12 protein-coding genes are annotated in these 15,998 nt (G+C 73.3%); 6 read left to right on the forward strand and 6 right to left on the reverse strand.

Going from position 1 to position 15,998, the window contains the following annotated elements; genetic code table 11:
- Window positions 1-10: 10 nt before the first annotated feature.
- A complete protein-coding gene (locus tag ACZ60J_RS27310; protein ID WP_469685801.1) occupies window positions 11-1,477 on the reverse strand; it encodes an MFS transporter in 1,467 nt (488 codons plus the stop codon).
- A 177-nt stretch (window positions 1,478-1,654) separates the two neighbouring features.
- Between ACZ60J_RS27310 and ACZ60J_RS27315 the strand changes: the two genes are divergently transcribed.
- Together ACZ60J_RS27315 and ACZ60J_RS27320 are read left to right on the forward strand one after the other, a co-directional pair.
- Entirely contained in the window at window positions 1,655-2,281 is a 627-nt protein-coding gene (locus ACZ60J_RS27315) for a TetR/AcrR family transcriptional regulator (protein WP_469685803.1), read from the forward strand.
- A 138-nt stretch (window positions 2,282-2,419) separates the two neighbouring features.
- A complete protein-coding gene (locus ACZ60J_RS27320) occupies window positions 2,420-4,399 on the forward strand; it encodes a flavin monoamine oxidase family protein (protein WP_469685805.1) in 1,980 nt (659 codons plus the stop codon).
- Window positions 4,400-4,465: 66 nt separating this feature from the next.
- Here the strand turns inward: ACZ60J_RS27320 and ACZ60J_RS27325 are convergent, their stop codons facing one another.
- The 3 genes from ACZ60J_RS27325 to ACZ60J_RS27335 all read right to left on the reverse strand — a co-directional run bounded on the left by ACZ60J_RS27325 (window position 4,466) and on the right by ACZ60J_RS27335 (window position 8,580).
- Window positions 4,466-6,439: a CASTOR/POLLUX-related putative ion channel gene (locus ACZ60J_RS27325; protein ID WP_469685807.1), complete on the reverse strand. Its 1,974-nt coding sequence runs from the start codon at window positions 6,437-6,439 to the stop codon at window positions 4,466-4,468.
- Window positions 6,440-6,655: 216 nt separating this feature from the next.
- A complete protein-coding gene (locus ACZ60J_RS27330) occupies window positions 6,656-7,096 on the reverse strand; it encodes a DUF7144 family membrane protein (RefSeq protein ID WP_469685809.1) in 441 nt (146 codons plus the stop codon).
- Window positions 7,097-7,215: 119 nt separating this feature from the next.
- Window positions 7,216-8,580 (reverse strand): MFS transporter, encoded by a 1,365-nt coding sequence (locus ACZ60J_RS27335; protein WP_469685810.1) that lies wholly within the window; start codon window positions 8,578-8,580, stop codon window positions 7,216-7,218.
- A gap of 143 nt (window positions 8,581-8,723) precedes the next feature.
- Here ACZ60J_RS27335 and ACZ60J_RS27340 point away from each other — a divergent pair, with 143 nt between their 5' ends.
- A complete protein-coding gene (locus ACZ60J_RS27340; protein WP_469685811.1) occupies window positions 8,724-9,083 on the forward strand; it encodes an ArsR/SmtB family transcription factor in 360 nt (119 codons plus the stop codon).
- 86 nt (window positions 9,084-9,169) lie between these two features.
- Complete coding sequence (locus ACZ60J_RS27345) at window positions 9,170-11,614, forward strand: bifunctional serine/threonine protein kinase/MFS transporter (protein ID WP_469685813.1); 2,445 nt, start codon at window positions 9,170-9,172, stop codon at window positions 11,612-11,614.
- Between the two features lie 57 nt (window positions 11,615-11,671).
- On the opposite strand, the gene ACZ60J_RS27350 is transcribed toward ACZ60J_RS27345, so the two are convergent.
- A complete protein-coding gene (locus ACZ60J_RS27350) occupies window positions 11,672-12,457 on the reverse strand; it encodes a VOC family protein (protein ID WP_469685815.1) in 786 nt (261 codons plus the stop codon).
- A gap of 185 nt (window positions 12,458-12,642) precedes the next feature.
- On the opposite strand from ACZ60J_RS27350, the gene ACZ60J_RS27355 reads away from it, so the two are divergent.
- Window positions 12,643-13,512 (forward strand): sulfurtransferase, encoded by an 870-nt coding sequence (locus ACZ60J_RS27355; RefSeq protein WP_469685816.1) that lies wholly within the window; start codon window positions 12,643-12,645, stop codon window positions 13,510-13,512.
- A gap of 81 nt (window positions 13,513-13,593) precedes the next feature.
- Here the strand turns inward: ACZ60J_RS27355 and sepH are convergent, their stop codons facing one another.
- Window positions 13,594-14,619, reverse strand: coding sequence for a septation protein SepH (gene sepH / locus ACZ60J_RS27360; RefSeq protein ID WP_469685817.1), 1,026 nt, complete (start codon window positions 14,617-14,619; stop codon window positions 13,594-13,596).
- A 538-nt stretch (window positions 14,620-15,157) separates the two neighbouring features.
- On the opposite strand from sepH, the gene ACZ60J_RS27365 reads away from it, so the two are divergent.
- Window positions 15,158-15,997, forward strand: a complete 840-nt coding sequence (locus tag ACZ60J_RS27365) for a hypothetical protein (RefSeq protein ID WP_469685819.1) — start codon at window positions 15,158-15,160, stop codon at window positions 15,995-15,997.
- Window position 15,998: the final 1 nt, after the last annotated feature.

Raw genomic sequence — 15,998 nt, forward strand, 5'->3', positions numbered from 1 at the left:
GTCCGCCCTTTCAGTGGGCGAACACCGGCCCGGCCGAGGGGTCGGGCCGCCCCTCGGGGAGCAGCGTCAGGCCGGCCGCGGCCGCCGTGGCGGCGATGACCGCGCAGGCGGTGAAGGCGCTGCCGAAACCGTCGACCGACGGGGTGGCGCCCTCGAGGCTCGCGCCCGCCACGGCCGCGACCACGGCGATGCCCAGGGAGGCGCCCAGTTCGTGGCAGGTGTTGACCAGGCCGGAGCCCAGCCCCGCGTCCTCGTGCTCGACGCCGTGCAGGGAGCTGGTGACGGCGCAGACGAAGCCGATGCCCAGCCCGAACGAGAGCAGGACGAAGCCGGGCATGACCTGGGTCCACGCGTTGCCGTCCCGCTCCAGGCCGGTCAGCAGGAGCGCCCCGGTCACGGCGCCCGCCATGCCGCCGCCGGCGGTCGCCCGCCATCCCAGCCGTGCCACGGCCTGCGAGCCGAGGTGTGCGCCGACGAGGGTGGCCAGGGCGGCCGGCAGGAACATCAGGCCGGTGCGCAGTGCGCTGAAGCCGAGGACCTGTTGGAGGTAGAGCGAGCAGAGGAAGAACGCCGAGATCAGGACCCCGGACGCGGCGAGCATCAGCAGGCAGCCGCCGATGAGCGAGCGCCGGGCCAGGAACGCAAGCCGTACCAGGGGCGCGGCGGCGGAGCGCTCCGCGACGAAGAACAGCACGGCTCCGGCGAGCGCGCCCAGGAGCGGGAGCCATGCGCCGATGTCGCCGAACCCGTGGTCCCGGGCCTGGGCGAGACCGTAGATGAGCAGGGCGGGGGTGGCCGTCATCGTCAGTGCGCCCGGCAGATCGAATCCGGTGGGGGCCGAGGCGTGCCCGCGCCCATGTCCGTGCCCTCGGCTGGTTCCGTATCCGGCGGCCGTCGTCTCCTTGACGAGGGCGGGAACCGCCACCAGGACGGCAAGGCCGATCGGCACGTTGACGAAGAAGATCGACTCCCAGCCCGGACCGGACACCAGCACCCCGCCCAGCAGGACTCCGACGGCCGCGCCGGTGGCGCCGATCGCGGCCCAGACCCCGAGCGCCCGGTTGCGTTCGGGCCCTTGGAACACCGTCATGACCAGCGCCATGGCCGCGGGCGACAGCACGGCCGCGCCGATGCCCTGCACGGCCCTCGCGGTGATCAGTACGCCACCGCTCTCGGCCAGCCCGGAAGCCAGCGAGGCCGCGGTGAAGAGCGTGAGGCCCAGCAGGAACATCCGGCGGCGGCCGAGCAGGTCGCCGAGTCGGCCACCGAGCAGCAACAGGCTGCCGAAGAACAGCGTGTAGGCGGTGACGACCCAGGTCAGTTCACCGGCGGTCAGACCCAGTTCGCCGCCGATGGTGGGCAGAGCGACGTTCACCACGGTGACGTCGACGATGAGCATGAACTGTGCCGTGCACAGCAGCGCGAGGATCAGCCACCGGCGCGCGGTCGCGGCGCGGGCATGACGTTCCACATTCACCGCACACTCCCTTAAGTTGAACAGTGTTGTCAGGGTTAACGTAGAGCACGTCGCCCGTATTCTGTACAGTGCTGTTCAAGTTGATGGGCATTCAGGGACGTGGAGGCGGTCGGCCGGCACGGAGGAGGGAGGGCGTGACCTGGCGTGCCGCGAAGGAGGTGGCATACCCTCCCACCCATGTCCACGCCGTCGCAGAAAGCCCGCCGCACCCCTGCAGCAGGCCGGGAGGAACCCCGCCGCCGCGCGGATGCGGAGCGGAGCATCGCGGCCATCGTCGCCGCCGCGATCGACTGCTTCCGGCAGGACCCCGGCGTGAGCCTGACCGCCGTCGCCAGTGCGGCCGGGGTCAGCCGGGTCACGCTGTACGCGCACTTCCCGTCCCGCGAGGCCCTGCTCGACGCGGTACTGGACCACTCCGTCGGGCAGGCGGACGCCGCCCTCCAGGCCCAGGGGCTCGACGAGGGCCCGGCGGACGAGGCGTTCTCCCGTCTCGTCCGGTCCGGCTGGCGGATCCTGGAGCGCCACGCGTTCCTGCTCGCCGCCTCCGAGGGGGTCATCACGCCGGCCCGCCGCCGTGCACACCACGAGAGGGTCCTCGCGCGCGTGGAACGGGTCCTGGTCCGCGGCCAGGCGGAGGGCGTGTTCCGTACCGACCTCCCGCTTCCCTGGCTGGTCACCACCTTCTACAGCCTGCTGCACGCGGCGGGCGCCGAGACCGACGCGCGGCACCTCAAGGTCAAGGAGGTCCCCGACATCCTGGACCGCACCCTGTCGTCCATCCTGCGGACGACCCCGCCCTCCTGACGCTCCGTACGGGGCGTCGTCCCGTACGAATCCCAGTTCGTCAGCACCGTGACGGCGCGCGACGCACGTCCGGGTGGTCCTTCCCCGTGCGGGCCCGATCCGGCCGATCGGGCCCGCACGGACGGCGAAGGTGGGGCCATGATCATGGATCCCGATGCCCACGCCGAAACCCCCGAACCGTCCGGAACCCCGGACGGCGGCGCACCGGCGGCCTCCCGCCGGTCTTCCCACCGCCCCTCCCGCCGGACCGTCATCGCCGGCGCTGCCGCCGTCGCCGCGGCCGGCGGGCTGACGGTCGCCGTCACCTCCGCCGAGACCTCGCAGGCCGTCCCCGGCGCCGCGGTCGCCGACTGGGGCACCTGTCTGACGATCGCGCGGGCCGTCCTCGTCCGGGACGAGGAGGACCGGCCGCTCGTACCGCGCTACGCCGACATCCTCCTGAAGAACGGCCTGCCCCGCTCGGGCCGGCCCGGGAAGAAGGTGCTGATCATCGGCGCCGGACCGGCCGGCCTCACCGCCGCACACCTCCTGCGCGAAGCCGGCCACCAGGTCACCGTCATCGAGGCGAACGGCAACCGGGTGGGCGGCCGCATCAAGACCTTCCGTACCGGCGGCCACGAGAAGGCCGCCCAGCCCTTCGCCGACCCGAAGCAGTACGCCGAGGCCGGCGCGATGCGCATCCCCGACAGCCACCCGCTGGTCACCGGCCTGATGGACGACCTCGGCCTCAAGCGCCGGCGCTTCCACCTGGTCGACGTGGACGCCACCGGCCGCCCCGCCTACCGGACGTGGATCTACGTCAACGGCATCCGCGTCCGCCGCGCCGACTACGCGCGCGCCCCGCAGACGCTCAACCGTTCCTTCGGAGTGCCGCAGGCGTACGAGTCCGTACCCGCCTCGAAAATCGTCCGCGAGGCCTTCGCGCCCGTACGCAAGGAGATCGAGGGCAAGAAGGACAAGGAACTCGTCGAGGGCTGGGCACGCGTCATCCAGCGCTTCGGCCACATGTCGATGTACCGCTTCCTCACCGAGGAGGCGGGGCTCGACGAGCGGACCATCGACCTGATCGGAACCGTCGAGAACCTCACCTCCCGCCTGCACCTCGCCTTCGTGCACAGTTTCATCGGCGCCTCCCTGATCAGCCCCGACACCGCCTTCTACGAACTGCCGGGCGGCACCGCCACCTTGGCCGACGCCATGTACGCCCGGGTCAAGGACCTCGTACGGCTCGACCGCCGCGCCACCCGCATCACCCACGGCGAGGGCGAGGTCACCGTCGAGACCGTCTCCGAGGGCCGCGGCGGCAGCCCCGTACGCCGCGAGACCTTCACCGCGGACACCGCCGTCATCACCGTCCCCTTCTCCGGGCTGCGCCACATCCCCATCACCCCCGCGCTCTCCTACGGCAAGCGGCGGGCGGTCACCGAGCTGCACTACGACGCCGCCACCAAGGTGCTGCTCGAATTCAGCCGCCGCTGGTGGGAGTTCGACGAGGACGACTGGAAGCGCGAACTGGAGGCCGTGAAGCCCGGCCTCTACCGGAGCTACCAGGTCGCGAAGACCCCGGCGGACGGGGCCCTGCTCGGAGCCCACCCCTCCGTACCCGACGGCCACATCTCCGAGGCCCAGCGCGCCCATTACGCCGCCAGCCGCGCCGTCACCCGCGACCAGCCCGAGGCGGCCGGAGTCATCGGCGGCGGCTCGGCCACCGACAACCCCAACCGCTTCATGTTCCAGCCCTCCTACCCCGTCGAGGGCAGCGCCGGCGGAGTCGTCCTCGCCTCCTACAGCTGGTCGGACGACGCCCTGAAGTGGGACTCCCTGGACGACGAGGAGCGCTACCCGCGCGCCCTCGCGGGCGTCCAGGAGGTGTTCGGCCAGCGCATCGAGGTGTTCTACACCGGCGTCGGCCGCACCCAGTCCTGGATGCGCGACCCGTACGCCTACGGGGAGGCTTCCGTCCTCCTGCCCGGCCAGCACACCGAGCTCTTCCCCCACGTCCGGAAGGCCGAGGGCAGCCTCCACTTCGCCGGCTGCCACACGTCCATCAAGCCCGCATGGATCGAGGGCGCCCTCGAATCGGCGGTCCGCACCGCCCTGGAAGTCCACACCGCCTAGCGACCGCCCGTGCTACGCCGGCGACTCCGGCGCAGCCCTCAGTACTCGGCCCTCAGTCCTCGGCCCTCAGCTCTCGGCGAGCACGATCACCCAGTCCTCCTCGGAGAACCGGATGCGGTGCCGCTTGTCGGGGTTGATCCGGACCCCGTGGTCGGGGGCCGTGGCGCTCCGAGCGCGCAGGCGGTAGCCGACCGCGCAGGCGCGGCGCCTTCGCGCCGACTCGACGACCGTGGCGAACGAGACCTCGCAGCCGGTCCGGACGTAGTCCGCGGCCGGCTTGAGGTGAAACTCGTGCCCCTCCGCCTTGAACAGCTCCTCGAAGACCTCGGCCAGATAGGGGCTTTCCGAGATCTGGGTCATCAGCAGACTGATCAGCCGGCCGCTCACGATGAAGTCCGCGCCGCCCCGGGCGGGTGCGAGGAGCCGGTTGCCGTCGTCGGACATCTCGGTGGTGAGCGCGAGTTCCCGCTGCGCGGCGTCCCCAATGGCCCGCAGGTGCAGCAGGGTCACCAGGGTCCTGTCGTCCGCCCGTCCCTCAGGATCCGGATCCGGTGCCGGAGGGGGCAGGGCGCCGGGCGTGTCCGGGTCCGCCTGCTCCGTCTCGCCGATCACGATCACACCGTCGTACGAGGGCACGTCCAGCTTGGCCAGGGTGAGCGGGTCGGTGATGTCGCCGGTGTGGAGGGAGACGTCGAGACAGGACCGCGCGGCGGTGACGGACCGGGCGCCGTACGTGGCCGCGTACCCGCCGAGCGCCACGACGTCCAGGGTCGTCCCCGGGCTCACGTACTGGTCGAGCTGCTCGATGACGAGCGGGGCGCGGCGGTTCCAGCCGAGCAGGAGGAGGCGTTCGGCCGGGGCGGGTCCGGGCTCGGCCGACACGATCGCCTCCTCGTCCACCAGGGAGGCCAGGGCGGCCGCGTCCGTCCGTACGGCCGTGTCGTCGTCCCGGGAGATGACGATGATCCGGTCCGCCGGGCCGATCACGGCCTCCGGACCGGGATTGAGGGTGACGCTCCCGTCGGCGTGCAGCAGGCCGACCGCGCAGGACGTGGCGAACGACAGCAGCGCCTCGCCGAAGGTCCGTCCCACGAGGTCCCCGGCGTCGACCGGGTAGAACTCGTCTCCCGCGAAGTCCAGCAACTCCGAGTAGACGAGGGAGAGTCCGGGCTGCCGGGCGGTCTGGACGAGCAGCCGCGCGACGATGTCGTCTACGCACAGGACGTGCCCGGTGGGCCCGGCGGCCAGCCTGGCGGTGACGTGGTTGCGGGAGTCGCGGACGGCGGCGACCACCACCGCATCCCCCTCACCGGAACCGGAACCGGGACCTGGATCGGGCACGGCCGCGTCGAGGGCGAGAAGAGTTTTCACCACGTGGGCGTCGCCGCTGTCCCCGGTGGGAGGCAGCACCAGCACGGCCTTCGCGGTGTGCGGACTCACCCGGCACAGCTCGGTGGGGTCGGTGGTGCTCCCGTTGCGGCAGATGATCCGGGTCCGGCCACTGTCGCCGACGCGGGTGGAGATCTCGGTCTCCATGCCCACCTTGTCCTGCGGGGCGAGCACGGCGATGGCGGACCTGCGCTGGTTCGCGTTCGCGGCCACCAGCTCCCCGATCACCGGGAAGACCTGGTCCGACCAGCCCAGTACGACGGTGTGCCCCGTCTCCACCACGGTGGAGTGGCCGAGGCGCAGCAGCATGATGCGCCGGTTGATGCCCGTGGTGATCAGACTGACCAGCGTCGACACGAAGAGCAGCGCCACGAGTGCGAGGGACACGGAGGCCAGTACGTAGAGCGGGGAGCCCACGGCGCCCCCGATCTTCAGGGTCTGGCCGACGCTGACCCACACGGCGGTGAGCCGGCCGGAGAGCGTGGCCGGAGCGGACCGGTCGGACCAGACCAGGACCGTGCTGGCCGGAACGACGACGATCAGGCAGGCCAGCGCGAACCAGCCGATGAGCGCCGTCGTGCCGCCCGAGACCAGATGGTCGAAGCGGTACCGGAGCCGGAGCCGCAGTGACGTCGTGTGGTGCTGCGCCACGCAAGCTCCCGTACATGAATGAGTCGACACGCCGGTCGGGGCGGCCGCCCGACCACCGGGAGCCACCCTAGGCAGACGGCGGCTCGCCCTCCCTGCGAACCTCACCGACCTCACTCAGAGGTATGAACCGAACCTGCCGGTGAACGCGCCGCCGGGCGCCCCCCGGTCCGCCGCCCCGGGGGCGGCGGACCGGAAAGGACGCCCGGTGCGGGTCGTTCAGGAAGCGGTGGAGCGGGACGAGCCCTTCTCCGTGCAGAGGGCCCAGATGATGAAGACGCCGATGGCGATCGAGATGAGGCCCCAGAGCGGCGTGTAGGGCAGCCACAGGAAGTTGAGGATGATGTCCAGCGCGACGATCACCACACCCGTGGCCCTGGCCCAGAGCGCACCCTTGAGGATGCCGGCGCCGACGACCACGAGCACGATGCCCAGGATCAGGTGGATCCAGCCCCAGGCGGTCGAGTCGAACTTGAAGGTGTAGTCGCCGACCTGCGCGTAGACGTCGTCGTCCGCGATGCCGACGATGCCCTTCAGGATGCCGAGGACGCCTTCCACGAGCATCAGTACGGCGGCGAACACGGCGCCGCTCGCCGCCCACGGGTTCTCGTCGGTGTATCTGCTGCTGGGGGCCCTGCTGGGGGGCGTTGCCTGTGCCACGAGAGGCTCCTTGGTCGGGCGGGACGCCGGAGGTCCTGCGCTGCGCCCAGCGTCCGTGGCGGGGGACCGATGGGACATTCGAGCGCCGCCATTCGGGTGAATCGCATCGGCGGCCCGGCTCAGCCGTGGGCGGCGTGCAGTTCGTCCGTGAAGTGGTGGTGGCTGTGCCGCCACCCCGCACCGGCCCGGCGCGCCCCGCGGAGGTGCGGATGGCCGGGGCTCAGCCCGCGGTGCTCGTGCTCGTGTACGTGGCCCCGGGCCTCCTCGGGCGCCGCCCCGGCCGGCCAGAGGCGGGCGGCGAGGGCCGCGGCGGCGAGCGCGATCGCGCCCAGGGCCGCCGTCGCCCACCCGAGCCCGGCCCTCGCGCCGACCCAGCCCGCGAGCGGATAGGTCAGCAGCCAGGCGGCGTGCGACAGGGAGAACTGGGCGGCGAACACCGCGGTGCGGTCCCCCTCCGGCGCGGCCCGCCGGAGCACCCGGCCGGCGGGCGTGAGCACCATCGAGCATGCGGCCCCGAACACCGCCCACGTGCCCAGCAGCGCGGGCCACCGCCAACCGCCTCCGTGCGCCGAGGTGATGACGCCGAGGGCGCCGAACGCCGCGGGGAGCAGCAGGACACCGGTGAGCATCACCCGCCGGTCCGGGCGGTTCTCCAGGATCCGCGGGAGGGCCAGGGCCACGGACATGGAGCCGGCTCCGTACGCGCCGAGGGCGAGGGCGACGGACTCGGGGGACAGGCCCAGGAAATCCCGTACGTACACGACGGAGTTGACCGTGACCACGGCTCCGGCGGCCGCCACCGCGAGGTTCATGGCCAGCAGGGACCGCAGCTGCGGAGCACCGAGGAACAGGCGCGTCCCCGCGGTGGCCTTGGCGTACGCACCCGGCCCGGCCCCGGCGGCGACCCGTGCCGCCCGGCGGGGCAGGACGGCGGACAGCACGAGCGCGGAGGAGCCGAGGAATCCGGCGGCCGTACCGAGGAACAGCCGGTCGTAGGTGACCACCGACAGCAGTGCGGCCGCGAGCGCCGGGCTGAAGAGGCTCTCCAGGTCGTAGGCGAGCCGGGACAGGGACAGGGCCCGCGTGTAGTCGCGTTCCTCGGGCAGGACCTCGGGGATCAGGGCCTGGAAGGCAGGCGTGAAGGCGGCCGAGGCGGTTTGCAGCAGGAAGATCAGGACGTAGACCTGCCACACCTGGCCCACGAACGGCAGGGAGAGCGCGACCCCCGCCCGGACCAGATCGGAGCCGGCCAGGAGGGCCCGGCGCGGCAGCCGGTCGGCCACCGCGGCGACCGCCGGGGCGATGACCACGTACGCCACCATCTTGATCGCGAGCGCCGTGCCGAGCACCGAACCGGCGTCGGCGCCGGCGAGCTCGTACGCGAGCAGTCCCAGGGCCACGGTGGCCAGGCCCGTACCCGTCAGGGCGACGACCTGGGCGCCGAACAGGAGGCGGTAGGTGCGGTCGCGCAACACGCTCGGCATGCGATCCCTCTCCGGGCGGGTGACGGGGCGGACGGTGGGGCAGGCTTTCAATGTATCCACACATGCGCACTTGCGCACATGTCTGATGGATGTCGACTCGGCCCCCGCCCGAACCCTCCCCGGAGCGGCCTACTCTGTGGGGTATGTCCGCTCGCGAACCCCAGCCACCTGCACCCGATGCGCACCTACGGGATCCCGACAGGGCGCGCCTCGTCGAGGCGACCGAGGTCTTCGCGATGCTGTCGGACGTCACCCGGCTGCACCTCCTGTGGCTGCTCGCCCAGGAGGAGTCGGACGTCGGCTCGCTCGCCGAGCGGTGCGAGGCGTCGAGGACCGCGGTGAGCCAACACCTGGCGAAACTGCGGCTGGCGGGCCTCGTGGACACCCGCCGCGAGGGCCGGCGCATCCACTACAGCCTGCGCGACGGGCATCTGCGGCGACTCGTCCTGGAAGCCCTCAGCCACGCCGACCACCGCGTCAGCGGAACGGCCCCGCACAACTGACCCCCGCGCCGACGGCCGTCCCCGTCGCATCCATCGATTCGATCGATGGGCTCCCGCGTGTCGGACGGCTCCCCTATCCTCAGCGCGTGGATCAGCTGATCGTCGAAGACCCGACCCGTATCGGCCCGTACCGTCTGATCGCCCGGCTGGGGGCCGGCGGCATGGGCCTGGTCTACCTGGGCCGGTCGGAGGGCGGGCGGACCGTCGCCGTGAAGGTCGTCCAGGCCGAGTACGCCGGCAACCCGGAGTTCCGCAGGCGCTTCGCCCGGGAGGTGGCCGCCGCCCGTCGGGTGGACGGGAGTTGGACCGCGGCCGTGCTCGATGCCGACCCCGAGGCCGCCGTGCCCTGGGTGGCGACCCGGTACATCCCGGGGCCCGATCTGCACGCCGTGGTCGCCAGGGACTTCGGGCCGCTGCCCGAGCACTCCGTGCGCACCCTCGCCAACCGGCTCGCCCTCGCCCTGCAGGCCGTGCACGGGGCGGGCCTGATCCACCGCGACCTCAAGCCCTCCAACGTCCTGATCACCGTCGACGGCCCGCGCGTCATCGACTTTGGCATCGCCCGCGCGATGGACAGCCTCGCCGGGGACAGCCTGCTGACCCATACCGGCATGCTGATCGGATCGGCCGGGTTCATGTCGCCGGAGCAGGTCCGCGGCCGCGAACTCACCCCCGCCAGCGACGTCTTCTGCCTCGGAGCCGTCCTCGTCTACGCCGCCACCGGACGGCTCCTCTTCGGCGCCGCGGACGCCGGCCTGAACGCCCACCTCTTCCGGGTCGCGGAGGAGGAGCCGGACCTGACCGGCGTGCCGGAGAGCCTGGTCGGCCTCGTCGGTGCCTGCCTGCACAAGGACCCGGCCCGGCGGCCCACCCCCGAGCAGGTCGCCGAGCGCACGGCCGCCGACCAGCCCGGCGAATGGCTGCCCGGCCAGGTCCTGGCGCAACTCGGCCGCCACGCCGCCCAGTTGCTGGACTTTTCCCCCGAGGTCCGCGAGGAGCCCGCCGAGCCCGCCCCCGAACCGGCGGACCCCCGGATCCCCACGCCCCGACCCCACCCGCTGCCGCCCGCCTACGCCCCGACGGCGGGGGCCGACGCGGCCGGCTTCGGGCCTCCTCCCGGCCGCTCTCCGGAAGCGCCGCAGGACCGTACCGCGAGGGCGGAGCCCGCGCGGGGCCCCGCGCGCCCGGCGTCCCGGCCCGGGCGGGCTCTCGCGGTGGTCTGCCTCGTCCAGCTGATGCTGGCGCTCGTGGTGACGGTCTCCGAACGGTCGTTCTCGGCGGTGCAGAGCGACTTGGGCGTCGAGGCCCTTGCCCTGCATCTGATGATCGTCCTCTACTGGGTCGCCTTCGGGGCCCTGCTGCCGCTCGGCGGGCACCTCGCGGACCTCGTCGGACGCAAGAAGGTCCTGTTCATCGGCCTGGCCGGCTTCGGGGCGGCGTCCGTGCTCGGCGCACTGGCCTGGGGCCCGGGCGCGCTGGTCACGGCCCGCGGCCTGCAAGGAGCCTTCGCGGCGCTGCTGGCCCCGGCGACGCTGTCCCTCCTCGCCACCGGCCACACCGACCCGCGGAAGCGCGGTACGGCCTTCGGGGTCTACGTCGCGCTCACGTGCGGCGGCTCCGCCCTCGGGCTGCTCCTGGGCGGCCCCCTCGTCGAGAACCTCGACTGGCGCGTCGGCCTGTTCGCCCTCGTGGCCTTCGCCGTCGTCGGCCTGCTCCTGACGGCGGCCCTGCCCGCAGACCCCGCGCACCCCGGCGCCCGCTCCGGCCTGCCGGGCGCCCTGCTCGGATCCGGGGGACTGGCGCTCCTGCTCTACGGGCTCTTCCACGGGGGCCTGGCCGACACCTTCACCCCCCTGGACCTGCTCCTGCTCGCCACCGGAGCCCCGCTGACCGGCACGTACCTGTGGCAGCTGAGCCGGGCGTCCGGGCAGGCACCCGCCACCTCCGGCCCCACGGCCCGGGCGCGGGCGGGCTCCTTCCTGACCCTGCTCCTGGCGGGCTGCGCCACGCTGATCCTGTCCGCGTTCCTGACGTTCTCCTTCGTGGACTGGATGGGGTACGGCCCGGCCCAGGCCGGGCTCATGCTCCTCCCGATGGTCGCCGCGATGCTCGTCGGCTCCACCCTCGTGGCCCCCCGGCTCGTCTCCCGGGGCACCCCGGGAGTGCCGGCCGCCGCGGGCCTGGTGGTCCTGGCCGCGGGCCTGATCTTCCTGTTCAACACCCACCAGGGCTTCAACTACGCGGAGGGCGTGCTCCCCGGCACCCTCCTCGCCGGACTCGGCGCCGGCACGGCGCTCGGCTCGCTGCTCGTCACCGCGACGGCCGGCTCCGCCCTGCGCGGAGCCGGGGCCCTCGCGGCGGGCGTGCTCGGCGCCCAGCAGGTGGGCGAGACCCTGACCGTCCTGCCCCTGCTGCGGTCCGCGCAGCCCGAGGGGCTGTGGTGGGGCTTGGGGGCGGCCCTGCTCGCGGCGGTGGCCGCGGCGCTGACCCTCGGCCTCCGGCCGGCCCGGCCGCGCACCGACGCCGTATGAGTGCAGGGGTGCGGGCCCTCCGGCGCACCGGACCGTTGACGCCGGCGGGCCGTGCGCTCAGCCCCGGCCGCACACCAGCGTGAACACCGAGCCCTCCGGGTCCGTGACCACGGCCAGCCGGCCGCTGAGGCCGTCGCGCGGCGGCTGGACGATCCCGCCGCCGAGCCGCTGGACCCGGGCGGCGGCCGCGTCGGTGTCCTCCACCTCGAAGTACGTCATCCAGTGCGGCCCCCGGTCGTGGGGCAGGGAGCGGCCGACCCCGTGCACGGCGGCCACCGGGCGGCCCTGCAGGGACAGGGTGAGGTAGTCGAAGTCTTCACAGGCGTCCGCGTGCGTGCGGGCCTCGTGACCGAAGACGTGCTCGTAGAACTTGCCCACCGTCGAGGTGTCCTGCGTGACCAGCTCGTGCCACACCGGGGTGCCCGGCCCTCCGGCCAGCCGGGTCCCGAGGTGGGACGCCGTCTGCCAGAGCCCGAAGATGGCGCCCAGCGGGTCCGAGCAGATCGCCACCCGTCCCGCGACCCCGGCATCGAGCGGGCCCACCGCGACGGTGCCGCCGCAGGAGCGGATGGACTCGGCCGTCGCGTCGGCGTCGTCCGTGGCGAGGTACGTGGTCCAGGCCACCGGGAGCTGCCGGTCCGGCGGCATCTCGCCGATGCCGGCCACCTCCCGCCCGCCGAGCATGGCCCGGACGTACGGGCCGAGCTGTTCGGGGCCGGGCTCGTACTCCCAGCCGAACAGGTCCGCGTAGAACTCCTCGGTGCTGCCGAGGCCGTGCACCATCAGGCTCGCCCAGCACGGCGTGCCGGGCGTGCGCCGCGTTGCTTCCGATGCCTCGGTCATGTCAGCCGTCTCCTCCGTCGTCACGCTCGTGACCCTTCCCGGAGCTGATGCTTCCACTCCGAAGGGCCCGGCGCGCCCCGACCGGCCGGGTTTTCCGGCAGCCGGGAGAGATGACCGGATCAGTGCGGCCCGGCGGGCCCCGGCGCTGTCCGGCTTGTTACGCGAGGTGCGTGGCGGAGAGCAAAATGGCCCGCATGACTGCGAACCCGCCCCGCTCACCGCTCGTCTCCGCCGCCGACCTGAAGGAGGAGCTGGCCGGCCCGCTGCCCCCGGTGCTCCTCGACGTCCGCTGGCAGCTCGGCGGCCCGAACCTGCGGCCCGCGTACGAGGCCGGACACCTCCCGAACGCGGTCTACGTCGACCTCGACACGGAACTGGCAGGCCGGCCGGGCTCCGGCGGCCGGCACCCGCTGCCGGATCCGGAGGAGTTCGGGGCGGTGATGCGGCGGGCCGGCGTCTCGTCGGACACGCCCGTGGTCGTGTACGACGGCGGGCAGGGCTGGGCGGCGGCGCGCGCGTGGTGGCTGTTGCGCTGGACGGGGCACCCGCGGGTGCGGGTCCTGGACGGGGGACTGGCCGCATGGCAGGCCGGTGACGGTGCGCTGTCGGCCGAGGTCACTCCTGTGAGCGAGGGTGATTTCAAGCCAAATCCGGGTGCCATCGGACTGCTGGACGCGGACGGAGCGGCGGCGCTGGCCCGGACGGGTGTGCTGCTGGACGCACGGGCGGGCGAACGGTACCGGGGCGAGGTCGAGCCGATCGATCCGGTCGGCGGCCACATCCCGGGGGCGCTGTCGGCGCCGACCACCGAGAACACGGGACCGGACGGCCTGCTCCTGGACCGCGACGCCCTGCGGGCCCGCTTCGAAGGCCTGGGCGTGCACGCCGACACCGCCACCCCGGTCGGGGTGTACTGCGGCTCGGGCGTCTCCGGAGCCCACGAGGTCCTCGCGCTGGCGGCGGCGGGAATCCCGGCGGCGCTGTACGCGGGCAGCTGGTCGGAATGGTCGGCGGACCCGGCGCGCGAGGTGGCGGTCGGAGAGCTGCCGGGCTAGGCCGTGCCGGATCCGGTCCGCGGCAGCGGTGTCCGCAGCCGCAGACCGGGGTCCGGAGGTCCGGGGCCCGGAGCTCCGGGGTTACTCCTGCTTCTTGCGGCGGGTGCCGAAGACGATCTCGTCCCAGCTCGGCACCGCCGCGCGGCGCCCGGGGCGGACCCCGTCGGCTTCCGCCTGCCGGTCGGTCGTGCCCGTCAGCCGGTCCCGGTGGCCCGCCACGGTCCGCGGCATCAGGACGTCCGCGTACGCGGAACCCGCGCCGGCCGACGCCGAAGCGGCGGGCGGCTCCTCCACCTCCGGTTCCGCCACCGGCTCCGGGACCACCAGGTCGCCGCGGAAGCTCGGTACCGCCTCCAGCAGTGCCGTCAGCGTGTCCCGCTCTTCCTCCGGCTCCGGCTCCGGCGGGGGAGCGGGCGCGGCATGGCTGGGGGGCCGCTCGATCTGCCGGTCGAGCGCCCGGTCCAGCGGTCGGTCGCGGGGCAGCCGCGCGATCCTCGGCACGAACGGGAAGCTCGGCTCCGGGGTCGCCGGCAGGTCGTCCGATTCGCCGATCAGCGAGCGGGCCTCGTCGTCCACGGCCACGACCAGCCGGCGCGGCGGGTCGTACGTCCAGCTCGCCGAGTGCGGTTCGCCCGCGACCCGGTAGACCAGCAGGACCTCCCAGGTGCCGTCGTCGCGGCGCCAGGAGTCCCACTGGACGGATTCCTTCTCGGCGCCGCGCAGCGAGAGCCGTTCCTGCACGGCCTCGCCGAGCTGGGGTCCGGTGTTCTCGCCGGGCCGGCGCACGGGGGTCTTGCGGGCCCGCTCCGCCATGAACGCGCGCTCGGCGAGCACGGGGCCCTCGAAGCGGCGTACGCGGTCGACGGGGATGCCCGCGAGCTGGGCGACCTCCTCGGCGGAGGCACCGGCTCGTATGCGGGCCTGGATGTCGCGGGGGCGGAGGTGGCTCTCCACCTCGATCTCGATCTGGTTCAGGCGCGCACGGTCGTTGCGCACGGCAGCCCGGAGACGCTCGTCGATCGGAAGCGTGTACTCCGTGCTGTCCGCAGCCTTGAGCACCAGTCGTGTGCCGTCATTGGAGACGGCCACGACACGCAGTTCGGGCATGGGGACCTCCCGGGTGGTGCCTGCCGACGTCACGTGCGTCGCTGCTTCCGCTAGTCGAGTGTGGCCTGCCCGGGTGCAGCCTGCCACTACCTTGCCGAGTTAAACCGGCGTGTCGGGCATGCGCCCTTGATCGCTGTTATGGCACGGTTACCTGTTGGGCACGCACAGTGACCGAATGATTACTGTGCGCAGCAGGATCCCGTGCAATACCGCGGCATCGCCGGTCTCGAGTGCCGTTTTTCCATCAGCCGGCCCCCTCTCCCGAGTCCGGACATCCGAAAGGAAGGACGGCCCCAGGGCTCGCCACAGTACTCCATTCGGGCCACCTGGGTGGACCGCCGCGCCGCCGAACTTGTCCCGGACGGCGGGAGTTGGGCTGCCCGGAATCGGGTCCACATCCGGCCGGACCTGCGCACGCGCCCGTTTTCAGGTGTCTTGCTTCACAGAATCTCCGGAAACGGAACTATCCGTTTCGCTGGTGGGTCAGTAACGGGAGAAGGCGTTGGAGCGCAAGGGGCAGGACACGCAGGGGATGGCGATGGGTCAGAAGACGTTGCTGGACGTGGGACCGGAGCAGGAGAAGGAGAAGAAGAAGCTCGATCTGAGTGCCGCTCAGGTCGCGGGCTCCTCCCTCGCCACGGTCGCCGCGGCCCTGCTCGCCTCGCAGATGGGCGTCTACGGGACCATCCTCGGCGCCGGCGTGGTGAGCGTGGTGGCCACCGCGGGCGGACCCGTGATCCAGCACTTCTTCCGCCGCACCGGCGACCAGCTCCGCGAGACGGCCCGGCCGAAGGCCCGTCAGGTCCCGGTGGACGGGCCCCGGGACACCCCCGCCGGGCGGGCGCCGGACGGAACCATGCTGCTGGGCACCGTGTCCGCCGGCGGGCCGCGGCCCGACGAGGAGTTCAGCGAGGGCACGGTCCACGGCACCCGGATGCGGGGCTGGAAGAGGACGGCGGTGGCCTCGGGCGCGGCCTTCGCCATAGCGCTCGGCGGCCTGGGGACCTACGAGGCGGTGGCCGGGACCTCGGTCAGTGCCGGCGGCGGCACCATCCTCACCGGCGGAGTCGGCAAGGCCCGCGACTACAAGCCCGACCCGCCGCAGGAGCACTCGGGCACGGGCACGGGTGAGAAGGGCGGGAAGACCCCGGGCGCCGGGAACTCCCCGAGCCCTTCGCACTCGAACGGCAAGCAGAGCCCGGAGCCCGACCCGGACCCCTCGGGGTCCCCGGACCCCACTCCGAAGCCGAAGCCGACGCCGACTCCGACGCCCACCCCGAAGCCGACCCCGACCCCCACACCCACGCCGACCCCGACCCCCACGCCGGACACCGGCAAGCACACGCCGGGCCCCGGCGGGGAGTCGCAGGCCCCCTGAG

The organism is Streptomyces sp. NPDC104226 (assembly GCF_055584085.1).